A 24,954-nucleotide genomic window follows, 5' to 3' on the forward strand; every position below is an offset into this window, starting at 1 on the left:
ACAAATTTATTTCGACCATTGAAATAGCTTGATGAAAAATACTGACGACTTCGAAAAATATACTGAAAATGCAAACAAGCTGCTGGACGCGGTAATGGCCAGGCTCGATCTCAAAAGCGATGCGGCGCTTTCACGATGTCTTGCGGTGACGCCGCCGGTCATCAGCAAGATTCGCCATGGCCGGACAGAAATCGGCGCAGCCATGCTGATCAGTCTTCATGAGGCCAGCGATTTATCGATCGCTGAGCTGAAGATTTTTCTGAAATCAGATGGCGTATCCCGAATGTGCGATTCATAGGCGTCATTTCAAACCGCTGCCATCCATCAGCTACTGAAGCGTCTGAAGAAACCGTTGCCGCGCCAAAATGGGCTTGCGGAAGCCAGTTGCCGGATCAGTTGTTGGCCGGCCCTGGCAAGAACGAGAGTTCCTGAACCGATGTGCAGAAATATGAATCTCAGCAGCTCTTGTTTTCCTGCCTGGGGCACCTGTCAATTTTTGTCAGGCACGATCCGTGCTCTAGTCCAGAAGTCGCTCCCCTTTCTGCCATGAATCATGAAAATAAAAAACCATATTCCGTCGGTCTTAGTCGCTGCCTTGATCTCGACGCTGACCGCCTGCGGGGGCGGCGACGGCGCCAGCAACAGTGCTGCGAACACCGCTAGTCCAGCGACACCCGCCGCGATCGGCACGGGAAATGGCGATACTTCAACGACTTCTACCGGCAGCACCGCCACCAATACCAATACCAATACCAATACTCCCACCACCGTTCCGGCCGCCACGCCAACCACCACACCGGCGACGACGGTGACGCCGATCGATATCAGCGCCCCTATCCTGGCAAACCAGAACGTCGTCCTCAATGGCGATTCCGTCGTCGATATCCCTGCCGGAACGACTACATACGGCGGCATCATTTCCGGAACCGGCACGCTCACGGTCCGCGCCCCCGGCGGTTCGGGCACACTGGTTCTCACCGCTGACAGCAGCTTCACACTGCCAGCCTCGCGGCAAACCGAGACGGCCACGCAAACCAAGAGCCCCACCGACCCCAACCACGTGCATTATTGGGTCATCCACAATCCCAATCCGCCGGCAGTGATAGTCAATGCCGGCGCCACATTGCAACTGGGGACGCCATCATCCACAGGCGGCAGCATCGGCAGCTACATTCCAAACACTGCCGGCACCACGATCAATCTGGACAATTTCCAGATCGACGGCACCCTGGTGCTGGAATCCGGCCCGACGCTTAACATGGGCATCCTGAGCGGCAGCGGCGTCATCCGCCGTCCACCCATCGGCGCCACCGGCGGCACCGTCCGCTTCGTCGGCGACAATCCGTTCAGCGGCGTGTACTCTCAGCTTTACGGTGGCTATTTCGGTGTCGACCACGTCATCTTTTCGATGCCGAATGCGACCATTTTCAGCAACGAGTCGTTCATCACCGCGGCCCCGGAGAGCTTGTTCGGCGATACCACGGCACATCTGCTGAAGTATCCGAAAACCATTTGGGAAAGCCATTACGGCGACGATATCAACACCAACTCCGGTTTGGTGATGTTTACGGGCATCTACAGTTACAGCAACAGCGGCGACCAGCTCAAACCAGCCTTGAGCGATCCCAGCCTGAATACCATGCTGGTGCAAAATGTCTCTGGCAGCCTTACCGGAGGCACTAATTCCAGTTTCCGCGGCATCAATATCGAGGGCGGCACGACCCAGTGGGGCGACGGCACGACCAATCAGTTCTTCCTGCCTTCGGCGCCATCCCCGGCTGCCTCCAACTCCGCTGTAAAAAATGCCTATATCAATCTGCACAGGGGATCGACCCTGGTGTTCGATTACAACGGCAAGTACAGCTGCAACGTCGGCATTACAGGCGGTGGCGGCGGTCCGGACGCCGACGGTTCGAGCGGAACCGGCAATCTCACCATAGCCGCCACCGCCGGTAACTACGCGGTACTGACCATGCCGCAGAACTACAACGGCATCACTACCATCGGCGCCGGCGCCACGCTCCAGATCGGCAACGGCGCACCGGTCAGCGCGGTGCAGGCGACGGTAGGAGCGCCGACTGCGGCCGCGCCGTACGGCGCCATCTTGCGCCAGACCATGCTGGCCACCTACACGGGAGACAGCAGCCTGCTTACCGCCGAATCGGCCAACGGCAGCCTCAGCGATGCCATCGTCGACAACGGCACGCTGATTATCGCCAACACATCGACTGCCATCACCCTATCCAACATTGGCGGCAGCGGGGTGATCAAACAAGCCGGCGCCGCAAGCACCACCCTGTCAGGCGCTAACAGCTACAGCGGCGGGACCACGGTCAGCGCCGGTACGCTAAACGTGGCCAGCGCCACCGCGCTGGGTAGCGGCAGCGTCATCAACGGCGCTACCCTGGCGACCGCCGGCAGCCAGCATGCGCTCAATGTCGGCGGCAACTACACGCAGACCGCGATCGGCAATCTCGCATTATCGATCGGTAGTGTCCCCGATCAGCTCAAGGTTGGCGGACGGGCGCTTCTGTCCGGCGGGCTGACGCTCAATTTCGCGGCGGCCCCGGCGCATGGCAGCAGGTTCGTGGTGGTGCAAGCTGCCGGCGGCGTGAGCGGCGCCTTTACCAGCATCAGCGGCAATGTCGGCGGTACCGGTCTTGCCTTGACAGGCGGCCAGGACGCTACGAGTTACTACGTCACGGCGCCATGAACAGATGCGGGCCGCCGGCTGGCGTGCCTGGCGCCGATTGCGGCATAGGGAATTTCCGGGCATGCGGTGTGCCAATCCCGCATAAGAATCAAGGATTCCTGATAGCTCGCCTCCTTCCGCTCACTATTCCTGCGAACACGCAGATTTTATAAGTTCAAATAACTATGTCTCATCCTGTCCGCCGTCGCTTTGCGCTCTCCGCTGTATCTTTCCTTTTGCTGATGCCCGCCGCGAGCGTAATCCCCGTCGCCGCCTATGCAGCTTGCAGCACTGCCAGCCGTGCAACAATCTGCGACGCCAGCGCGGCGAATCCCTGGACAACGACGATTGGCGGAGGCAATCTGGCGACGGAAGATGGCAGAATGGTGACAGTCGGCGCAGGCAGCCGGATCGCAGTCGGCGACGCCAACGCCATCAGCCTGCGCGACAATGCAAACATACGGGTGCAGAACGGCGGCGCGGTAAGCGCCAACGGGATCAGGAGTAATGGACTATATAAGAGCGGCGCCAATACGATCGAGTTTCGCAGCAACAGCACCTTGACTGTCGATCAGGGCGGCCAGGTCCTGGCGACCGGCACCGAAGCCAGCGCCGAAGCAATCAATCCGCAAGGCAGCGGCAATCTCATCGTCAACAATGGCACGATCAAGGCAGATCATGCCGCCGCCATCTGGTTTCAGAATGCAAGCGGGCTCAATACGGTCATCAACAATGAAACAGGCGTCATCCAGGCGCCAGGCAATGTCATCGGCGCATCCGGCAACGGCGCGATAGACTTTAGCAATAAAGGAAGGATCGTCGGCAACCTTGCTTTCTCCGGCGGCAATGACATATTGCGGCTCTATACCGGGTCGGTCATTACCGGTAGTTTCGATGGCGGCGGGGGCAATAACACGCTGTTCCTGAGTGGAACCGGCAGTGCGTCCCTGCCCGGCAGCATTACGCATTTTTCGTCGCTCATCAAAAACGATACGGGAACCTGGACGCTGACCACACCCATTACCGGAGTTGGGGTTGTCGAAGTTCAGCAAGGCACGCTGGCATTGAGCGCCAACAACAGCGCATATGCCGGAAAGATGAGCGTCGATGCGGCCGGCACGCTCGAAGCACGGGCGCAAAATCTGCCGCTTGCGGTCGCGGATGCCGGTCTGGTGCGCTTTGTGCAACCAGACAACGGGACCTATGCCGGCATCATTTCCGGCGCCGGCGCGGTCGAAAAGACCCAGGCGGGCACATTAACGCTGGCGCCGGCAGCTTCTGGCGGCAATACGTATTCCGGCGGCACCACGCTCACCGGCGGCGCCGTTGCTGTCGGCGCCGACAACGCGCTTGGTGCAAACACCGGTGGACTGACATTCAACGGCGGTACGCTTCAGCTTCTGCAGAGTTTTGATCTCGCCAGTTCGCGTGCGGTAACGATAAATGCCGCGGGCGGCACAATCGACACGCAGGGTTTCGTATCCACGCTGACGCAAGGCATGACTGGTTCCGGCAGCTTCAACAAAGCAGGAGCAGGAACCCTGACGCTCGCAGGCAGCAATGCATATACCGGCGGCACTAGAATCTCGGCTGGCACGCTGCAGCTTGGCAACGGCGGCGCCAGCGGCAGCATCGTGGGCGATGTCGCAAACGATGGCGTACTTGTCTTCAAGCGTTCAGACAACGTGGTTTTCGCCGGCGCGATTTCCGGCCGCGGCACTGTTACGCAGGCAGGCGCCGGCATGACGCTGCTGAATGCCGGCAATTCATATTCCGGTGGCACGATCATCGCCGCCGGAATACTGGCGGTGGGCGACGCCTCCCACGCGAATGCGGCATTGTCCGGCGGCGGCAACACGGCCATCTCGGCCGGCGCCACGCTCGGCGGCTATGGCAGCGTCGCGGGAACGGTGACCAACAACGGCGCCATCGCGGCCGCCAATGCCTTGTCACCGTTTGCCAGTTCGGGCAACGGCGCCTTTACGATCAATGGCACACTGGTGAACGCCGGCCAGGTGCAAATCGGCGGCCAAGGCATTGGCAACCGGCTCAATGTAGTCGGCAACTATGTCGGCCAGAACGGCAGCATCGCCCTGAACGCCTACCTCGCAGGTGACGGCGCGGCCTCGGACCGCTTGGTGATCAGCGGCGGCGCCGCCAGCGGATCGTCCAGCTTGCGCATCACGAATGTCGGTGGTCCCGGCGCAGCCACAGTCGCCGATGGTATTGAAGTGGTGCAGGCCGTCAATGGCGCGACGACCACGGCAAACGCGTTCGCGCTGGCCGGACCGCTCAAGGCCGGCGCATATTCCTACTATCTTGCCAAAGGCGGCGTGACCAGCGGCACTTCTGAAAACTGGTATCTGCGTAACACCGTGGCGCAAACGCCGACACCACCCGTGGTCGCGCCGCCAACCACAACCTTAAGTACGCCTCCAGCCACACCCCCAGCCACGCCACCGATTGCTGCGACAGGCCCAACGCCATCGACCGGCTCCGGAACAATTCCACTGTATCGTCCCGAAGTACCTATCTATGTGGAAGTTGCCAGCGTCGCGCGGCAGCTGAATATCCAGCAGCTCGCTACCTTCCATGACAGGCAAGGGGAACAATCGCTGTTGACCGGGAGCGGCGAACTGCCGGCAGCTTGGGGACGTGTCTGGGGCAGCCATGCCAGGCAAGGCCAGGATGGCGCTGTCTCGTCCCGCTTCGATGGATCGACGACGGGAATGCAGGTCGGCCACGACCTCTATGCCGATACCGGCGCTGATGGCCGACGCAATCATTACGGCCTGTTTGCCGGTTTTGCGCATGCCGCCGGCAACGTCAACGGTTTTGCCATGGCCGTGCAGAACCTTGATGCCGGCAATCTTTCCATCGACGCATATAGTCTTGGCGGCTATTGGACTCGCGTCGGCCCGAGCGGCTGGTACACGGATGCGGTCTTGATGGGAAGTTCAATGTCAGCGAACCCGCGTTCACACGATGGCGTGGGCGCCGCCACACGCGGCAGCGCGCTCATCGGCTCTATCGAAGGAGGCCTGCCAATCCGACTCGGAGCCAATGTGACCATCGAACCACAGGCGCAAGTGATCTGGCAAAGTCTGTCGTTCAATGACTTGAATGATGGTGTCTCGACAGTGGGCTTTAACAAGACCAATACCTTCCAGGCTCGCATCGGCGTGCGGCTGCAAAGCCGCTTTGAAACAGCTGCAGCAGCCTGGCGGCCGTATCTGCGGCTGAACCTGCTGCGCAGTTCCGGTTCGCATGACACTGTCGCTTTTGACCGCGCGACAATGATTTCCAGCGCTACGAATCGGACAGCGGGCCAGCTGAACGCCGGTCTGGTCGCAACCGTCAGCAAATCGGCCAGTACGTTTGTCACAGCCACCTACACGGCCAATTTCGGTGGAGCGCAACAGCGCATATTGATGGCTGATGCAGGCGTGCGCTGGAGTTGGTAGCGGGCGGCAAAAGCAGCGGATTTGTCCATCTCTGTTTAGATTGCCATGAACATGACGCCAGCCTTCGCTCTGCGTGTGTAAGAACGCCAACAAGGCCGCGATCATGGGCTGCGGGTCGATATTTGCTATGCTAGCGTTTTTCCGCCGGTCGGCACCATTGCCTGGGCCGGCGGCCCCTAACCGGGTGTCCCTATTTACGGAGCAGCGCATATGGCCTCTTTGCAAGAGCAATTTTTGAAAGCTGGCCTGGTTGACAAGACTAAAGTCAAACTGGTCAACCAGGACAAGAACAAGCAGAAAAAGGCGGAGCGCCGGAGCGGTACGGCCAGCGTCGATGAAACGCGCCTGGCGGCGCTCGAAACGCAACGCAAGAACGCCGACCGCGCCCGCGAACTGAATGCCCAGCGCGATGCGGCCGCCACCCAAAAAGCGATCGCGGCGCAAATTGTCCAGATGGTGCAGAAAAATCGCCAAAGCACGGGAGGGGGCGACATCGCCTACAATTTCACTCACGACAACAAGATCGAACGGCTGTATGTCTCGGCCGCGGTCCATGCGCATTTGATCGCCGGGCGCCTGGTGATCATCTGCCAGGGCGCAAGCAGAGACCTGGTGCCCAGGATCATCGCCGACAAGATCGCGGAGCGCGATGCCTCGCTGGTCGTGCGGGTGAACAAGGCTAGCACCGAGATCGATGCGGACGATCCGTATGCAGCCTTCCAGATTCCGGACGACTTGATGTGGTAGCTCCAGCGCTTGTCTGGTTCGGGGCGGCAGGTATTTGTACAACAAACAGTATGGGTCCGACGGGCCGACTTTTGCGTTCTCCAAAACAAAAAACGCCAACCCGCATGGATTCCCGATCATGAGGGACGGCATGTCAAGTCGGCGCTCGCGAGCGGGTCAAGTTTTAATGCAACCGGACGAACGGACCGGCGACAGATCCGAGTAATGGACAAAATTTAGTCGAACAGCAAAGAAACTGACAAAAATTGTTAGCGCTAACATCAATTCGGGGTTGTTGTCTATTGGCACAGTATTTGCTGTTTTTTGGCAATTTGAACGTTGCCAAAAAAAGTTGTGGCCAAGTCGTCAAGCCAGCAACTCGACAGGCATAGTTCTCACCTGTTACACACCTGTTCAAGCGGGAGGTGATCCGCTGTCGTCAGACACCTGGGCTTGAAAGCGACTACGGTCCCTGCGGACGTTGTAACGCCTGTTTGGAAAATATACATATGTTCAGCGCGCGTTTGAATTTGCTAGGTACATTCGAATTTTTCAACGCTGAGACCGGCCAAAAAATAAAGCTCGCGTATACAAAGCTCACCCTTTTACTGACATATCTCGCGCTGGAACCAAGAGCTCATACGCGTGAATCGCTTGTTGATTTGTTATGGCCAGAACTGGATGAGCATGATGGCAAGGCCAACCTGCGCCGGGCGCTGTTCAATTTGCAACAGGCGTTTGTGCAGGCCAAGTTGGAAAAATCACTGCTCTATGCGGATCGCAGCATCGTCCACCTTTCAGAAGAGCGCTTTTGGATCGATGCAGACGAGTTCGAGAATTGGGAAAAGATAGACTGTATAAAATTAACCGATCAGCAACTTGAGCTTTACAGAGGACCGTTGCTGGACGGGATTTTTCCTGCCGGCGAGAGGCTTGCCAACTGGTTGCAGCTTAGGCGGGCGCGGTGCGAACAAAAAAATGTTTCACTGCTTGAGCATGCCATTGTTCTGCATGCAAATGCAGGCGAATTCGATGTCATGGAACGGCGGTGCCGACAGCTCATCTCGGTAGATTTCTTGAACGAACTGGCGCACTCCCGCCTCATGCATATGTACCTTGAGATGGGCAATCAGGTTGCGGCTCGCAGTATATACGATGCGTACTGCAGCATGACCCAGCAGCACCTCGGGACTGCTCCTCCCCAAGAGATCGCCATGCTCTTCGAGAAATCGGCGTATCAATCGCTGCCAGCAACTCAGGCAGCAAGATCAAATCCTGTTTTGGGAAAATTTTCCGTACCCGAAACAAGACGCGAGTATCGATTGGTTTCTACTCTTTATATTGAGCTGCTCCCTCTTGTCCACTGTGATCGGGAGGCATGGCTCCGCATGAGCGCGGCAGCCATCGTGCGGCTGCGCGGATTGCTGTCGAAATATTGCGGCACCTTCCGGCAGCAATCGAATTCTATCGTCATCGCCTATTTTGGCTATCCGGTTTCACACGAATTCATAACGGAATGGTCCCTCGCTGCCGGACTATCCATCCGTCAATGCATTGCGGACGAGTTCCGCCATGTCGGGATCCGAAGCGCGGTGCATGCCGACATCATGATGACAGGCCCGGGATATACCTTGCCGGACATACTGGGGGAATGCACTACGATTGCGCGCAACCTGGCGGAGTCAGCGCCGATGGGAGCGCTGATTGCATCAGAAGAGACTCGGCATGGAATTGCATCGCTGTTTGACATGAAGTCCCTTGATGGCGCTCCACATAAGGCAGTCGAGGTGCATGCGCTGCGAGAGCCTTGCAACGAAATGCGCAATGTCGCGCGATCGCATCGCTGTACTTTCGTGGGACGCTTGGATGAACTCAAGGCGCTGGACCTGGCGTGGACAAAGGCCAGCGTCGACGGCGGGATATGTGTGCAGCTGAGCGGCGAAGCAGGAGTTGGAAAATCTCGATTGATACAGGAATTCCTTGGTACAAAAAGTACACAGTTCGAAAATGCGCATCGCGCTTGTTTTCACATAGAAAACTTGCTGTCGCCATTACATCCCATCCTTGCATTGGTCCGCTCGCTTGGGGGAATCTCGGGAAACGCTGGATCTGGTGCGAGTACCGGATCGGCGTCAGCCAGTGTACCTCCTGAAACCGTCTCTATAGATGAAAGCGAATTGAGCCTGCTATCAAATCTCCTGTACGCGCATGAAAAAAATATTCGCGGATACCCGATCTTTGAACGAGAAAAACTGTTTTCGTCGCTTGCCGGCAGCCTGAAAAAAAATCACAAAGGGTCTCTTACCGTACTTGTGTTTGAAGATATTCAATGGGCAGATAAAGTTTCGCTCGATTTCATCGCCTGGCTCAGGGAGAGGGAAATGTCCCTGGGCATATTTTTGATAGTGACGTGCCGGAAGCATCCCAAAATATCAGGGCCAGCCCTAGGCCCCGCCATTTTGATGGATATACAACCGCTTGACATGGCTGAGGCGACCAGCTTGGCGCTGCAGTTTTCCCAATTTCTCGAAGCCTCGCCGACATGGCAATCGCACCTGCTTAAAATGGCCGACGGCATTCCATTGTTCCTTGAAAAGCTGCTTCAGGATCCCAATCCTGAAGTTCACTTCACATGTCCAAAGTCGTTGCGCAACCTCTTGACGGAGAGGATAGACATGCTTGGAGAGATACGCCATGTGCTGTGCCATGCTTCGTGCATAGGTTTCCAGTTCGGGCTGCATGTCTTGGCCGAAATCGAATCGGTCAGCATCCGCAAATGCCAGCAATTGATCCAGACGCTGGTCGCTTCAGGCTTGATTGAGAAGAAGCCGGAAGCGGGGCATTTCCAGTTTCGTTACAGGCTTGTACGAGAGGTAGCGTATGGCATGTTAACGTTTGAAGAACGGCAACAGATACTTGCAAAGATTGCCCGGCCAAACCAGGCCGTGAGCGCCCATCCGCAATAACGCTTCAATCCGGCTTTCACTCCCAGTGAAAGTCGACAACAGCGGTAAGAAACAACCGCGTTGCCGTCGATGAAAAAAGCGGCGCGGCCATCAAACTCTTCCCTCATGGCTCTCATCCAGATTTGATCTCCGGCTCACACAGAACCTTTGCTTGTACCAGGCACGATCGACGTTACGTCATCAATTGTTAACTATTGTTAATAGTATTAAAACGCTATCTCAATTCACGAATTTTTATCGATTTATGGACGCTGTATGGACGATGGGTGGAGACACTAAACCCGACATCCAAAAGCACCGGAGGCTAATCGCCGGCGGCGTAAAACACCGTCATCAGCGAAATTCTTGCAGCCCAATTGACGTATCGAAATCGAGATAAGCGGGGAGAACGATCAATGTTTTTTTTTAATGGCAGCTTCAAAAGAACGCTTTTTTTCGCGTTGAATTACCGGTCTGGCGACAGGATTTCCCCTCCACCAAGCGATGGATGAATCAGCCTCGCGTCGGTCGAAGCCGGTTACCTCATCCACACAGCGATAGCTGGCCGGCGCCTATTTCTCAGATACGGATTACCCGTTTTTTCCAGGAGTCCCCGCTGGTTTGCCGCAGGGATGCACTGAAGTTTTTATAAAAAATACGCATTATTCCGGCTCTGCGCTCAGGGCCTTTGCGCGCCTGCATGTCGAGTCTGTTGCTGTTTCCCCGTATTCCCTACGCAAAGGAGAAGTTATGAACAAGATTCACAGCAAGGTCTGGAGTCCCGCGCTGAACCAGTTCGTGGTTGCTTCGGAGATCGCCGCGTGCCGCCGCGGCGGCACGCCGGGACAAGGCCGGCGCCGTCGATCATCGCGCAGCCTGAGCTCGGCGGTGTTCACCGTGTTGATCGCGTCAGGCTGGATCGGATGGTCTTCGCCGGTGCAGGCACAGGCGGTGGATTGCACCGCGGCGCCGTACAACATCTATAACAGCACCGCCTCATGCATGGGTTTTCAGTCCGCGGCCAGCGGTACTGGAGCCACCGCGCTAGGATCGCTTGCGCACGCCAACGTGCTGGGCGCATTGGCTGTAGGCTACAACTCTCTTTCCAACGGACAGAACGGTATAGCCTTAGGCTTCCAAGCATACACCAGCGCTATCAATACCATTTACCTGGGAGCACGTAGCGCTGGCGGTACCGGTGCGACAGCTGGCGGCGCGATCGGCATTGGCACCGATGTCACGGCTTCCGGTGCCAATGCTCTTGCCATGGGATCTCTTTCGATCAGTGCCAGCACCAATAGCGTTGCTTTTGCCAACAGCAGTTCGGTGGACGCGAATTCGGTCAACAGCATCGCCATGGGTTATGTGGCCAATGTCGTTAACTCCAACAATGCCGTTGCTCTCGGCTCGGGCTCGACCGTGAGCGGAGGAACCCACGGGACGGCAGTCGGCTGGCAAGCCTATGCGACCGCTCTCAACGCAATCTACCTGGGCGCGCGTACCGTTGGCGTAGGTGCATCCGGAGCATCGGCCGTCGCGATCGGTACGGATGTGAGCGTTGCTGGCGCCGAAGGCATCGGCATGGGATTACAGGCGAATGCGAGCAATACGGATGCGATCGCCATCGGCACGTCGTCCGCTTCTTCAGGTAGCCAGTCGACCGCAGTGGGCAGGCAGACTTCGGCCACTGCGCAGTACGGTACGGCCTTGGGTAGCAACTCGGCTGCTTCGGGCGTGGCGGCGACGGCGGTGGGTGCTAATGCCCAGGCTTCGGGCGTCGCCAGCGTCGCGGCAGGCCAGAACAACGTCGCTAACGGCGACCAGTCGATTGCCATCGGTTTCTCGACCCACGCCTCGGGGACAGCTTCCATCGCTATCGGTGGCAATGCGACCGGGGGCGCTGCGTCGTCCAGCACCAACACCATTGCCATAGGCTCTCAATCCGCGGCAACGCAAGGTAGCGCCATTGCCGTCGGTCTGCTGGCGAACGCAACCGCGACCAATGCGGTCGCGATGGGCGCTACGGCCAATGCATCGGCCGCCCAAGCCGTCGCGCTGGGATATGGAACTACCGCGAGCGCTACTGACGCGGTGGCCATTGGTCTCAATGCAACTAGTAGTGGTGCGAATGCCATCGCGGCGGGCAATGCGTCCAAGGCGCTGGCGGCATCCACGGTAGCGTTCGGTGACAGCAACACTGTCGCCGCTGCGGCCGGGACGGGTTCCATCGCCGGCGGCCACAATTCGCAGGTAACCAGCGGCACCGGCGCGGTAGCGTTGGGCGAAGGGCAGGTCGCCAATGGCAATGGCGCAGTGGCAATCGGCGATCCGAATGTGTCCTTTGGTACGGGCGCCGTCACGATGGGAGCGAATAACACCGCGGCAGGCAATGCGGCCGGGACTGTTGCGGCCAATGGCGCCGTAGCAATCGGCAACAGCAACAGCGCGATTGGACAGGGATCGGTGGCATTGGGCAATGCCACATCGGCCCTTGCTGCCGGCGGCGTTGCCTTGGGCGATGCCGCCACGGCGAACAACGCCAAGGACGTCGCGCTGGGTTCAGGTTCGACAACGGCGGTGGCGGTCGGCACCAGCAGCGTGACGCTGGGCGGTACGGTCTACAACTTTGCCGGCACCAACCCAGCCAGCACCGTAAGCGTGGGCGCAGTCGGAAGCGAGCGCACCGTCACCAATGTCGCTGCCGGGCGCATCTCTGGCGCCTCGACCGACGCCATAAACGGCAGCCAGCTATACGCCACCAACCAGGCCGTCCAGGCTATTGCGGCCAGCACGCCTCTTCACTACTACAGTGTGAACGATGCCGGCACGCAGCAGGCGAACTATATCAACAATGGCGCCACCGGCAACAACTCCGTGGCGGCAGGTGTCGCGGCGAGCGCTTCTGGAAATCGATCCATTGCGATGGGCTTTCAAGCCCAGGCGAGCGCGACACAGGCCCTCGCAATCGGCGATGGCGCGACGGCTTCGGGCAGTCAGGCAATTGCGCTCGGCGCGGGCGCGGTGAGTTCCGGCGTGAGCGGCTCGACCGCGGTTGGCGTCAACAGCACCGCCAGCGGAGTCAATAGCGTGGCAGTGGGCGTGTTCTCGAGCGCGACTGGCGCCACCTCCGCGGCCTTTGGCCCAGGCGCGCTCGCTGCGGCTGCGCGCGCCGCTGCATTCGGACCTTCGGCACGGGCGAATGCCGCATCTACCGTGGCCTTTGGCGACACGTCGGTGGTGGCCGCCGCAGCGGGCGCCGGCTCCATCGCCGGCGGCCACAACTCGCAGGTAACCGGCGGCACCGGCGCGGTGGCGCTGGGCGAGGGACAGATTGCCAATGGCAACGGCGCGGTGGCGATCGGCGATCCCAACAGTGCGACCGGGACCGGTGCAGTGACGGTCGGCGCCAACAATACCTCGAATGGACAAGGAGCGATTGCCCTCGGCAATTCCAACAGCGCAACTGGACAAGGTTCTATCGCCTTGGGCAACGCATCGACCGCTGCTGCCGCCGGCGGCATCGCACTTGGAGATACGGCGAATGCGGCGCTGGGCAACGGCGTGGCGATTGGCGCCAATTCAACAGCCGGTAACGCCAATGATGTGGCGCTCGGAGCGGGTTCGACTACTGCGGCGCCGCACACGGGCGTCACCGCCCAGTTTGGCGGTACGGCGGCGGGCATTGCCAATGCAGCCAATGGCGTGGTGTCGGTCGGCGCAGCGGGCGCAGAGCGCCAAATCCAGAACGTAGCTGCAGGGGTGATTTCAGCGAGCAGCACCGATGCCATCAACGGTTCGCAGTTGAATACAGTCGTCACCGGCATCAATAACCTGGGTACGACGACGGCGAGTATCCTGGGCGGCGGCGCTGCCTATAATCCGGCGACCGGCAATGTCGCCGGCTTCAGCCAGCCGATCAATAGTGTTAGCGCTACCGGCGCAGTAACCGGGCCGACGGCGCAGACAACGGTCGCTGGAGCGCTGACGGCGCTGAATACCAATGTCGACAACACGGCCAATATCGCGGTCAAGTACGATGCGGTGGGCGGCAGCAAGATCACCCTGGGTGCGACCGGCGGCGCCGGCGCAGGTGCGCCGGTAACCATCACCAACCTGGCGCCGGCGGTGTTGAACGCGACCAGCACGGATGCAGTGAACGGTTCGCAACTGTTCGGCACCAACCAGAATGTAGCGAACATCACCAACGGCAAGGCTGGCCCGTTCGTCTCGGACAACAGCGTGACGGCGGTGCAGCCGGTATCGAGCGGAGCCAACGCCAGCGCCGGCGGCTTTGGAGCGACGGCAACCGGCGCGGCATCGACGGTGCTGGGCAACCAGGCCACCGATAACGGCAACGCCAATGCGACGGTATTAGGCCAAGGCGCCAGCATTGCAGCTGGCACCACGGGTAGCAACGTGGCGTTGGGGCAGGGCAGTACGGTGGCAGCCGCAGCAGTGCCAACTACCGGCGCGACCATTGGCGGCACAGCTTATACCTTCGCCGGTGGCGTGCCGGCAGGCGTGGTATCGGTGGGCAGCGCCGGCAACGAGCGTCAGGTCACCAACGTGGCGGCCGGTCAACTGAGCGGCGCAAGCACCGATGCGGTGAACGGCAGTCAGCTGTTTGCAACCAATACGCAGGTGACGGCCAATACCACCGCGATCACCAATATCAACAACGGTGGCGGCATCAAGTATTTTCATGCCGATTCGACGTTGGCCGATAGCGCCGCTACCGGTACGGACAGCGTTGCCGTTGGCCCGACTGCGAATGCCAGTGCGACTGATGCGATGGCATTGGGTCATGGCTCGGCAGCTACCAATGCAGGCGCAGTGGCCCTCGGTGCGGGCAGCACGACGGCTGCTGCAGTTGCAACTACAGGGGCGACCATTAACGGCACTGCGTACAACTACGCCGGCACCGCACCGACTAGCACAGTGAGCATTGGTAGTGCAGGCAATGAGCGGACAATCACCAATGTAGCTGCCGGCCGGGTCAGCGGAACATCTACTGATGCAGTGAATGGTTCGCAACTATTCGCCACCGATAGCGCTGTCAACAGCCTAGGCAACACGGTCAACAACATCACCAACGGCAAGGCTGGTCCGTTCGTCTCGGACAACAGCGTAACGGCGGTGCAGCCGGTATCGAGCGGCGCCAACGCCAGCGCCGGCGGCTTCGGAGCGACGGCAACCGGCGCGGCATCGACGGTGCTGGGCAACCAGGCCACCGATAACGGCAACGCCAATGCGACGGTATTAGGCCAGGGCGCCAGCATTGCAGCTGGCATCACCGGCAGCAATGTCGCCTTGGGTCAGGGGAGCACGGTGGCAGCCGCAGCAGTGCCAGCTACCGGCGCGACAATCGGCGGTACGGCTTATACCTTCGCCGGTGGCGCGCCTGCGGGCGTGGTATCGGTAGGTAGCGCTGGCAACGAGCGTCAAATCACTAACCTGGCTGCTGGTCAGTTAAGTGGCGCAAGCACGGATGCGGTGAACGGTTCGCAGCTGTTCGCGACCAACCAGCAAGTGACGGCCAATACCACGGCGATCACCAATATCAACAATGGCGGCGGCATCAAGTATTTCCATGCCAACTCGACGCTGGCCGATAGCACTGCTACCGGTACCGACAGCGTGGCAGCGGGGCCAACCGCGAATGCCACTGCCATCGATGCAATGGCGTTGGGTCACGGTGCAACAGCTGCCAACGCCGGTGCGGTGGCCCTGGGGGCTGGCAGCACGACGGTCGCGGCGGTAGCCACCACCGGCGCCACCATCAACGGCACCATTTACGCTTTTGCCGGCACTACACCGGCCAGTACGGTGAGCGTTGGCAGTGCCGGCAACGAGCGGACGATCACCAATGTGGCAGCTGGACAGTTGAGCACCACCAGCACCGATGCGGTCAACGGCAGCCAGCTGAACGCAACCAACCTGGCGATTGCCGCGGGTAAAACACATTACTACAGCGTCAACGACGGCGGCACCCAAGGCGGCAACTACAATAACAACGGCGCCACCGGAGTGGATGCCCTGGCGGCTGGCGTCGGATCCTCGGCCGCGGCGGCGAGCGATGTCGCCATCGGCAATTTAGCTGCAGCTTCGGGCGGATCATCGATTGCCGTCGGCAATGGCGCGCAGGCATCGGGCGCCAACAGCATCAGCATAGGCACCGGCAATGTCGTCAGCGGCGCCAGCAGCGTAGCGATCGGCGATCCGACCACCATTACCGGGACCGGCAGCTTCTCCGTGGGCAATAACAATAACATCGCTTCCAACAACTCCTTTGTGTTCGGCAGCAATGTGACGGTGCCCACGGGGCTGGACGGTTCTGTGGTGCTGGGCAACAGCAGTGCGGCAGCGGCTGCGAATCCTACCTCCAGCAGCACCATTAATGGCACGACCTATGGCGGTTTTGCCGGCGCTGCACCGGTTTCCACCGTATCGGTGGGGGCAACCGGAACGGAACGTCAAATCACCAACGTGGCTGCGGGCCGGATCACGGCAACTTCAACCGATGCTGTCAACGGCTCCCAGCTCTATTCAGTGGCAAACGGCCTGGGCACTGCAATCAATAACCTGACGACCATTGTCAACGCGGACCAGTTTCCGATTGCTTCCAGCGAAGGAAAGACATTTACCGGTTCTATCGGCGCGGCAGGAAGCAACTCGCTGGGCATGGGCACCAACGCAGTAGCAACCGGCCAAAACTCGACCGCGGCAGGTCAAGGAACCGTGGCCAACCAGGCCAACACGACCGCGCTCGGCCAAGGCGCCCAGGCGACGGCTGCCAACAGTACGGCGTTAGGTCAAGGGGCGGCAGCCAGCACCGGCAATAGCGTGGCAATCGGCAGCACCTCAGCGACCACCGCAGCCGTGGCAACCGCCGGCGCCACTATCCGCGGCACCGCATATGCCTTTGCCGGCAGTGCGCCTGTGGGTACGGTGAGTGTCGGGACCGCAGGAAATGAGCGGCAGATCCAGAATGTCGCCGCCGGACAGCTGACTTCGACCAGCACCGATGCCGTGAATGGCAGCCAGCTCTTTGCCACCAACAGCGCTATCAGCAACCTGACTACTGTAGTGGCCGCTGCTCAGCCAAAATATTACAGCGTCAATTCGAGCGGCGGCGGCAACGTCAACAATGACGGTGCAACCGGAGCCGATGCCATTGCTTTGGGCAAGAACACGGTCGCTTCTGGCGCAAATTCAGTCGCCATCGGCGCCGGCACCAGCGTGACTGCCAGCAACGGTGTAGCGATCGGCGCCGCTTCGACGGCGGATCGCGCAGGCTTGAATGGTGCCAAGGAATCGTTCTCCAATACGGTGGTGTCATCGACGCAAGGCGCGGTCTCGGTCGGCAGCGCAGGCAACGAACGTCAGATCACCAATGTTGCGGGTGGAACGCAGGCGACGGATGCTGTCAATGTGCGCCAATTGCAGGCCGTACAGTCGGGAGGGGTGCATTACGACACCAACGCTGACGGTTCAAGCAACTACAGCAGCGTCACGATGGGTAACGGCGCGAGCAGTCCCGTGGCGATACATAACGTCGAAGCTGGTACGGCCGCTACGGATGCAGTCAACGTTTCCCAGCTCAATACAGGTCTGAACGGCGCGGTACAGCAGGCTAACCAATACGCAAACGGCTTGGTGATGCAGTTGCAGAACAATATCAACGACGTTGCCAAGAAGGCTTATGCAGGCACCGCAGCGGCCATGTCGATGGAAAGCGCTCCATATGTGGCAGGCAAGATCACTTACGCCGCGGGCTATGGGTATTACCAAAACCAGAATGCGATTGGCGTGTCGCTGCGCCGCACTGCGGAGAACGGTCGCTGGAGTCTCAGCGGCGGTGTCTCGGGTACAACCGCAGGCGGCGTGGCTGCACGGGTTGCCGTGTCCGGAATTATCAATTGAAGGCAAGACAGTCAAGGATGGTTGTTTCAGCAAACCTCTGTGACTGTCGAAGCAGAGTGAAAATCTTCCGATTTACATTTTTTTCAGGACAAATTTATGCGACATTCTTCCAGCATCCTCTGTCGGGCTTTATGCATAAGCATGCTTTATTGCTTGGCTTTTTCCGCGACTGCCGGCGACACCAGCGAAGTGAATTTTCCAGCGCTCGACAGCTCTTACTTGAAAACAGGTGATTTTGTCGGCCCAGACCACGTAAAGCGGATAACGCCGGGCTTGCATAAAGACCAGGTCCGCCTGGAGCTCGGTAATCCTCATTTCAGCGAAGGAATCTTCAATGTACGCGAGTGGGACTATGTGTTCAATTTCTATACAGGTAAGGGCAACGAGTACGTTACCTGTCAATTCAAGGTGAAGTTCGACTCGAATAACCGCGCTACGTCTACCCATTGGAAGAACCCGGAATGCGAAGGGTACGTCAATCCGCCTCAAGTCAAAGACACGCCCATAGTGCCGGTAGCAGAAAAACCCTTGAAGCGCCGCATGGAATTCGGTGCAGACGGACTTTTTGCATTTGGTAAATCGGACCTCAGCAACCTGGATTCGACAGGACGCGGCAAACTTGACGATCTGGCAGACCATCTCAAGCAGGACGCAATCACGTTGTCATCTGTCGTTGTGACAGGGTACACAGACCGGATTGGTTCTGAAGAGGCAAATCTCGTACTGTCGCAAGCAAGGGCCGATACGATTCGCGATTATTTAATACAAAAAGGTTTGGATGCTCATCTGGTTCGGGCATATGGCGCCGGCAAAGCCAAGCCCGTCGTTCAATGTCCGGGGCAGAAATTGACGCCACAGCTGGTGGGGTGCCTGCAACCCAATCGACGCATGGAGATCGAGATTGTCGGGGAGCGATGAGTATCGTCGGCGCGATCTGATCTGAATCCTGGCGATCAATCGCCAAGAAAAGACTGGAACCTGACAATGATTTTTTAGTTTTTTGATGAGGCAGGTGACGCGGAACCGTCAAGGCGATGCCGTGGCGGTTCAGGTGGACTGGCGAGAAGCTGCGCCAGATCAAGAGTCCATCTACTCTTGCGGTGTGAGGCGACTTTTCTTGCAACAAGCGGATGCGATTTGCCTGCCTGTTTGCAGGGCGCTGGCAAAATCCGCGTCAGACATTTGCGCGCCGGCATTGCGCCTTAGCTGTTCTTCCGACAAAGCACTATTTCTCGCATCTGCCTCGGCTACCTTGTAGGCAAGGGACAGTTTTGCATCGCGTGGCAGCAGTTCTCCGGCGCCGTACACTTGCGCCAGCAGTGCCAGGGCGAATGGCTCTCCCTGTCCGGCGGCGGATTTCAGTTCCGTGACGGCTTCGGTTTTCCACTGCTGTACGACGGGGTCGTCCGCGCTTTTTGCCAGATCGGTATCGCGACCGTAAGGCCCTTCCATGAAGTAATCGATTTGCGCCTCTACTTTCCCGGCGCGCGCGGCCAAGGCCAGGAAGGAGAGACGCTCCTGCAGTTGCGCCGAATTGACGCCTTTGCACAATGCCAGCAATTTTTTTCGTTGATCCAGAAACTGCTTGAGCTCGGTGGCGCTGTTGTATGCGGGAGCGGGCTCGTCGTTACTGGCGCAAACCGCTGCCGCCTGGTAAACATTGTAGGCTGCATCTTTGTCGCCGGCCCTTGCCAGGCTGTTCCATTTTGAAATGTACTCTTGCGCCGTAAGCCCGCCCAGGTCGACCTGGCGGCCGTTTCGCGCATACACGGCGGCGGAAGGAGGGGGGAGTGCGGCGAGGTCATTTCCCTGGTTTACCGTTCCAGTGGCGAACGGCGATATCAATTCGCCGCTGCGGGGAGATGGACTGGAAACCTGATCTGGGCTTGCGGCTTTTGCGCTCAGCTTTTCCCCGGAATTCCCTGTCGTCGACAGATATATTCCAAGGCATGCGCCGGCCACTGCAAGCAGTAGCGAATAACGGATAGTCGGGCTCACGGCATCGGGAAAACGTGGAGAGGCAGTTCGTTATGGGCCTGATGCCGGCATGGCGCAACCGGCATCAGGTATCAAACATCAGGTATCAAGCAAGTGGCGCTTAATTCCACAAATAGCAATAAGCCTCGCTGGCTTCCAGATTGTCGCCTTCGCTGCCATCGTCCAGCACTTTCTTGACGAATCCGTTTGGATGCGCCTGGTCCGGCGTGACGTTGCAGTTGTCGTGGACCCAGTGGATGCCATAACCGCTGGTATACAGCTGGCCGCACATTTCCACCTGGTCGCCGATATTGAACGCCGCCAGCGACTTTGGTATCGAAGTCGAATTCTTGTGGTAATCCGCAGCGTAGACGTTGTCCATGGCAACGTCATAAGTCCTGCCGTCCTGGTCCGCTTTTACGCGGATATGCGTATGCGAGAGCTTGACGCCCTTGAGTGCTTTGCCATCCGCAAATGTCGGTTTGGCGTTGACGGTGCCCGTCAGATAGCTGCCTGCGGCGGCGTCGCAATCCGATTGGCCATCGGCCATGGCGTACATTGCCTGAGTCAGCAGGCAAAGGGAAACCAGGAATTTTTTCATTGAGCTTTTCTCCTTCATGTTTCTATAAGGTCCAGCGGTTAATAAAACAGGGGATGACTGTTGCTTTCACCGTGACGCGGCACAGATTTTCTCCGGGCAGCGCCGTCGACATGCGAGCCAGAATGTCGCCCTGGCAGCTTGCCAAAAATAACAGTTATTTATTACGCAATGATGACTTGCGGCAATATTATTCTATTGCCTATTGGTGATGATTTGCGCTGCCTGTTAATTAATGCAGTGTAAAGAAGTGGTTTCTGCACGCTCAGGCCCCGCGGACGACCCTGGAAAGCGCCGATCCCCGCTATCGTAAATATGGCTGTGATGACCATCATCTAGTTGGCATGCGCTAGTGTCGCCGCGGCATCCGTGTTGCCCGCAGCCTGCCGCGAGTTTTCAATCATGCCATTGCTGTGCTGGACATCGTTTGTCGATATCGACCAGGATCAGCCTGCGGGCTACTCAGCCAGTCAGCGTCCGGCATGCAGAAGCTTGACCTGATCTTCCATGGAGTCTCTTACTCTTTGCGCGTCGGCGTTTGCTACGCCGCCATCAACGAATAATCGTGACAATGCACGTGATCCGGAAATGCATCAGTCTAAGAACGGCAATGAGTGGCACTTTGGCATGAAGGCACACATCGGCGTTGATGCTGTGTCGGGTCTTGTACACACCGTGACCGGCGCGCTGGCAACGTCGCTGACATGATGCAAGCCCATGCGCCGTGCCCTGCCTAAAAACAAGTTGGGGCGTATGCGCGAGAAGTTGGAAATTCTCAAGGCCAGCGTAAGGGCGAAAGTGGAGCATCCATTTCATGTCGTCAAGAATCGGTTTAAGCATAGTAAGACGCGCTACCGCGGCTCGGCCAAAAATATCGCACAGCCATTCCCGTTGTTTGGATTTGCCAATTTGCTGCTCGCCGGCAGGTGTTTTGCGATCTCTGAAACCCGACGTGCGCCCTGAGTATCGGGAGAAATGAAAAATAGGGGGAGATTCACTCGAAACAAGCAATTCCAGTCACTTCCATCGCAAGATGCCGACTGCCGATCAGAATGATGATTTGAAAGCCAGCGCGAAAACTAAAATCACCAATTGTTCAGCGCTTCCCTAACTTATTCCTCCAGTCAAGCCATTGACAGACGTCGGTGCTGAACAACAACCTGTTAAAAATGACATTTACATGCGACTTAAGCCAAGATAATATCCACTCGCTTAAGTATACAGACCTGTATGTATTCTTTTGGTTTTCATCGAAATGCAAGCACTCAAGAAGAATGGATTCCTTATATATTTTTCGCCATGACAATACATGCATTTGATTTTGCTGCTAATATTTAAGAACAGACTAGTCTGTCTATTTTTAGGGAAAATTTGAATTCTGCCGCATTAGGCATTTTTTTTTGACTTCATAGGTTATTGAATTTAAGTGACAGATTTTTTATAAAAAGCCTTAATGCGACAGAATTTTCGGATGTATTGCCGGATGTGGTTCGTGGTCGCGACGTCACCGTCGCGAGTGATTACCCAGATGAATATGGATGGCGGAAATGACTGCGGAATTTGACGAGAACGATTTTCAATTTCTTCTGAAGCTGGGGGAAGCGGGAACTAAAGAGGTGGGTCGAAAGATGAAAAACTTGAACGATGCCGTTCAGCGGGTCCTGGTCCGAGAGAGGGATATAGAATGATGCGCCGAGTGGTTGTGACGGGGATCGGCATTGTTTCCCCACTGGGTTGTGGCACGGAACTGGCATGGCAGCGCCTAATTGACGGGCGTTCGGGACTTCGCCTGTTGGGGGACGAAATTGTCGGCGATCTTCCTGCTAAGGTAGGCGGGACCGTGCAAGATAGGACAACCGATCCCGAGGGCGGTTTCGATCCTGAAATCTCGATTCCGAGCAGAGAGTTGAAGAAGATGGATCGGTTCATCCAGATGGCGATGGTCGCCGCTGACGAGGCGCTGGCAGATGCCGGATGGGCTCCGCAAAACGACCATCAACGCGAGCGCACTGCGACCATCATTGCGTCCGGCATCGGCGGATTTCCCGGGCTGGCCAATGCGGTAAGGATAGGCGAAACGCGTGGTGTGCGGCGGCTGTCGCCTTTCACCATTCCGTACTTCCTATCGAATCTGGCGGCTGGCCAGATATCGATCAAGCATGGGTTCCGGGGGGCGCTCGGCTGCCCTGTGACCGCCTGCGCGGCTAGCGTACAGGCGATCGGTGATGCGATGCGCCTAATCCGGTCAGGAGAAGCGGATATTGTATTGGCAGGCGGCGCCGAAGCGGCTTTCGACAAAGTCAGCATTGGCGGGTTCTCGGCGGCGCGGGCTTTATCGACGGGCTTCAACGATGAGCCGACTCGCGCCTCGCGCCCATTTGACCGCGACCGTGACGGGTTTGTGATGGGTGAAGGCGCGGCAATGTTGGTGGTGGAAGCACTGGACCATGCTCTGGCACGCGGCGCCAGCCCGATCGCCGAAATTATTGGCTATGGAACCACCGCAGATGCCTATCACATGACGGCCGGCCCCGACGATGGAAATGGCGCCATGCGGGCGATGAAGCTGGCCTTGGCGATGGGGGGAGTAACCCCAGATCGTGTCGGTTACGTCAACGCCCATGCTACCTCGACGCCGGTTGGCGATGCCGGAGAAATTGCGGCCTTTAAGACTGTTTTCGGAACAAAAACGGGGCCGGCTATTTCCTCTACCAAGTCTGCGACGGGGCATTTGCTGGGGGCGGCAGGCGCCCTCGAGGCTGCGTTTTCCGTTCTTGCTCTCAGAGATGGAGTGCTTCCTGGAACGCTCAATCTGGAGAATCCCGACGACTCGGCGACTGGCCTCGATCTGATAGGGCCGGCGGCGCGGCGCGTCCCAATTGAGATAGCGCTGTCCAACGGGTTCGGGTTCGGCGGAGTCAACGCCTCGGTGCTGTTTCAACGGTTCCCAGATGGACGGTAGAAGAGTGCGCGTTGATCGCGCCGTTCATGCCGAAGACGAAAACGACAGGCCGGCCGCGGGCAACTGATGTGCGGGCGGTGGTCGATGCGCCCATCTACATTGCCTGCACGGGATGTCAGTGGCGATCCTCATAGTGTCTATCCGTCTCATGATGCACGGGATGGCGAGGCCGTGTCATGCGTAATCCGAGTTCTAGTCATTCTCTAAAAGGAATCTCTCCGTGTTAGACACTCTAATCGTTGGTGCCCGCTGCGCCGGCTCCACGCTCGCGATTCATCTGGCGCGCGCAGGCAAGCGCGTCCTCGCTATCGACGCGAACAATCTGCCATGCGACCAGCCGCTGTCCACCCATTTCATTTCGCCCCACGGCATGGCGTTGCTGGACGAGTTGGGCCTCGGCGATAAGGTGCGCCGGTTCGCACCGCCAGTGCCTAGCATGATGTTCGGCGCCGATGACGAAGTCGGTCGGATTGTTTATCCGGTTGGCGGGAGCTGCTCCTGCCCGCGTCGTATAGATCTCGATGCGCTCTTGCTAGACGAAGCGCGGGCCGCCGGGGCTGAGGTCCGTACTCGTACGAAACTGGTCGCGCTGCTGCGCGACGGCGAGCGGGTCACCGGAGCCGTAGTCGAACACGCCGGGACACGCGAAGAGATCCGGGCGCGGATCGTGGTCGGCGCGGATGGTCCCCACTCGACCACGGCGCAACTCGTAGGCGCCGAGGAGTACCATGGGTACGACTGCCCCCGCGCGATGTATTGGGCGTATTGGCCGAGACCAGCCTGGTTCGACGACGATCCGCGTTACCTGGGCGGGGCGATGAACTGCAATTTCGGCGACGACATCGTCATCATCTTTCCAACAAACCACGATCTCTTGCTCGTCGGGGTGGCATTCCCGAAGACCCAGCTACCGGAGTGGAAGGGGCGAACGCTACAGAAGCTGCAGGAGACGCTCCAGCGCAATCATTACACGGCGCCGCTGACCGTTGGACCGCCTGCGAGCAAGGTCCTGGGCGCATTGAACCTGCGCTTCTTCTTCCGTCAAGCGACGGGGCCGGGTTGGGCCCTGGTCGGCGACTCAGGCCTGTTCATGGATCCGTCCCCCGGCTTCGGGATCACCGACGCTCTGCGCGACGCCGGGGCGCTGGGGCGGGCGATCGTCGAGGGCGGGGACCAGGCGCTGGTGCGCTACTGGCGCCAGCGAGACGCGACCTCGATCGACCTCTTTGAATACTCCCGCAGCCGCGGCGCGCTCACCCACAACAACCCGCTCAGCCGTATCCTGTACGGCAAGCTGGCGGCAGACCCGGTGCTGCAGGCACGCCTGTTCGCCGCCCTGAATCGCGAGCGCTCGCCGTTTGCCATATTCGACCTTCCCGACGTCGTGAGCTGGGCGTCCCAGGCCGTTCAACGCGGCGAGCTGGGGGTGATCGAACCCTTGGAGGCCATGTCCCAGCGAGGCAAGGAGATCCGGGCCGAGATAGCGTTGCGCCAGCACCTGGCCGAACAGGCCAACGCCACCCCGGCCCGGGCGTCCGGGTTCGAGCAATCCAAGTCGCTCGCGTCCGGCGGCGATCGCGCCCTTGGCGTAAGGGAAGCGGTATGAGCACAAAGAACGTCGACGTCGAGTCGTGCCGGACAATCGCGGAGGTCGTTGCGGCGGGCGC

General features: G+C 58.7%; 12 protein-coding genes and 1 pseudogene. 11 read left to right on the top strand and 2 right to left on the bottom strand.

What is annotated here, in order from left to right; genetic code table 11:
- The first annotated feature begins 31 nt into the window (after positions 1 to 31).
- The 7 genes from BCF11_RS12125 (at position 32) to BCF11_RS12155 (ending at position 18,668) form a co-directional block, all read left to right on the top strand.
- Positions 32 to 298, top strand: a complete 267-nt coding sequence (locus tag BCF11_RS12125; protein ID WP_098494972.1) for a hypothetical protein — start codon at positions 32 to 34, stop codon at positions 296 to 298.
- A gap of 255 nt (positions 299 to 553) precedes the next feature.
- Positions 554 to 2,713, top strand: a complete 2,160-nt coding sequence (locus BCF11_RS12130) for an autotransporter-associated beta strand repeat-containing protein (RefSeq protein ID WP_098494973.1) — start codon at positions 554 to 556, stop codon at positions 2,711 to 2,713.
- Positions 2,714 to 2,877: 164 nt separating this feature from the next.
- Positions 2,878 to 6,156 carry an autotransporter outer membrane beta-barrel domain-containing protein gene (locus tag BCF11_RS12135; RefSeq protein ID WP_233212463.1) on the top strand — a complete coding sequence of 1,093 codons (3,279 nt, stop codon included), beginning with the start codon at positions 2,878 to 2,880 and terminating at the stop codon, positions 6,154 to 6,156.
- Positions 6,157 to 6,366: 210 nt separating this feature from the next.
- Positions 6,367 to 6,903 (top strand): DUF2058 domain-containing protein, encoded by a 537-nt coding sequence (locus BCF11_RS12140; protein ID WP_098494974.1) that lies wholly within the window; start codon positions 6,367 to 6,369, stop codon positions 6,901 to 6,903.
- A gap of 488 nt (positions 6,904 to 7,391) precedes the next feature.
- Positions 7,392 to 9,848, top strand: a complete 2,457-nt coding sequence (locus BCF11_RS12145; RefSeq protein ID WP_098494975.1) for an AAA family ATPase — start codon at positions 7,392 to 7,394, stop codon at positions 9,846 to 9,848.
- A 729-nt stretch (positions 9,849 to 10,577) separates the two neighbouring features.
- The gene (locus BCF11_RS12150) at positions 10,578 to 17,750 is read left to right on the top strand and encodes an ESPR-type extended signal peptide-containing protein (RefSeq protein ID WP_098494976.1); all 7,173 of its coding nucleotides are present in this window, start codon (positions 10,578 to 10,580) and stop codon (positions 17,748 to 17,750) included.
- A gap of 96 nt (positions 17,751 to 17,846) precedes the next feature.
- Positions 17,847 to 18,668 (top strand): OmpA family protein, encoded by an 822-nt coding sequence (locus tag BCF11_RS12155; protein ID WP_098494977.1) that lies wholly within the window; start codon positions 17,847 to 17,849, stop codon positions 18,666 to 18,668.
- Positions 18,669 to 18,839: 171 nt separating this feature from the next.
- On the opposite strand, the gene BCF11_RS12160 is transcribed toward BCF11_RS12155, so the two are convergent.
- Together BCF11_RS12160 and BCF11_RS12165 are read right to left on the bottom strand one after the other, a co-directional pair.
- A complete protein-coding gene (locus BCF11_RS12160; RefSeq protein ID WP_098494978.1) occupies positions 18,840 to 19,520 on the bottom strand; it encodes a hypothetical protein in 681 nt (226 codons plus the stop codon).
- Between the two features lie 328 nt (positions 19,521 to 19,848).
- On the bottom strand, positions 19,849 to 20,328 hold the full coding sequence (locus BCF11_RS12165) for a hypothetical protein (RefSeq protein ID WP_233212464.1): 480 nt from the start codon (positions 20,326 to 20,328) through the stop codon (positions 19,849 to 19,851).
- Positions 20,329 to 20,835: 507 nt separating this feature from the next.
- Here BCF11_RS12165 and BCF11_RS12170 point away from each other — a divergent pair.
- The 4 genes and pseudogenes from BCF11_RS12170 to BCF11_RS12185 all read left to right on the top strand — a co-directional run.
- Positions 20,836 to 21,285, top strand: a pseudogene (locus BCF11_RS12170) (transposase); the annotation flags it as partial.
- Between the two features lie 724 nt (positions 21,286 to 22,009).
- Positions 22,010 to 23,287: a beta-ketoacyl-ACP synthase II gene (gene fabF, locus BCF11_RS12175; protein WP_199110842.1), complete on the top strand. Its 1,278-nt coding sequence runs from the start codon at positions 22,010 to 22,012 to the stop codon at positions 23,285 to 23,287.
- Between the two features lie 11 nt (positions 23,288 to 23,298).
- Positions 23,299 to 23,421 carry a transposase gene (locus BCF11_RS12180; RefSeq protein ID WP_199110844.1) on the top strand — a complete coding sequence of 41 codons (123 nt, stop codon included), beginning with the start codon at positions 23,299 to 23,301 and terminating at the stop codon, positions 23,419 to 23,421.
- 86 nt (positions 23,422 to 23,507) lie between these two features.
- Positions 23,508 to 24,893 carry an NAD(P)/FAD-dependent oxidoreductase gene (locus tag BCF11_RS12185; RefSeq protein WP_098494980.1) on the top strand — a complete coding sequence of 462 codons (1,386 nt, stop codon included), beginning with the start codon at positions 23,508 to 23,510 and terminating at the stop codon, positions 24,891 to 24,893.
- Positions 24,894 to 24,954: the final 61 nt, after the last annotated feature.

Source organism: Collimonas sp. PA-H2, assembly GCF_002564105.1.
Lineage (GTDB): Bacteria > Pseudomonadota > Gammaproteobacteria > Burkholderiales > Burkholderiaceae_D > Collimonas.

What these genes read in the sequence shown, in the direction of transcription:
- BCF11_RS12125 (WP_098494972.1), top strand. Translation starts at nt 32, where the DNA reads ATGAAAAATACTGACGACTTCGAAAAATATACTGAAAATGCAAACAAG.
- BCF11_RS12130 (WP_098494973.1), top strand. Translation starts at nt 554, where the DNA reads ATGAAAATAAAAAACCATATTCCGTCGGTCTTAGTCGCTGCCTTGATC.
- BCF11_RS12135 (WP_233212463.1), top strand. Translation starts at nt 2,878, where the DNA reads ATGTCTCATCCTGTCCGCCGTCGCTTTGCGCTCTCCGCTGTATCTTTC.
- BCF11_RS12140 (WP_098494974.1), top strand. Translation starts at nt 6,367, where the DNA reads ATGGCCTCTTTGCAAGAGCAATTTTTGAAAGCTGGCCTGGTTGACAAG.
- BCF11_RS12145 (WP_098494975.1), top strand. Translation starts at nt 7,392, where the DNA reads ATGTTCAGCGCGCGTTTGAATTTGCTAGGTACATTCGAATTTTTCAAC.
- BCF11_RS12150 (WP_098494976.1), top strand. Translation starts at nt 10,578, where the DNA reads ATGAACAAGATTCACAGCAAGGTCTGGAGTCCCGCGCTGAACCAGTTC.
- BCF11_RS12155 (WP_098494977.1), top strand. Translation starts at nt 17,847, where the DNA reads ATGCGACATTCTTCCAGCATCCTCTGTCGGGCTTTATGCATAAGCATG.
- BCF11_RS12165 (WP_233212464.1), bottom strand. Translation starts at nt 20,328, where the DNA reads ATGAAAAAATTCCTGGTTTCCCTTTGCCTGCTGACTCAGGCAATGTAC.
- fabF (WP_199110842.1), top strand. Translation starts at nt 22,010, where the DNA reads ATGATGCGCCGAGTGGTTGTGACGGGGATCGGCATTGTTTCCCCACTG.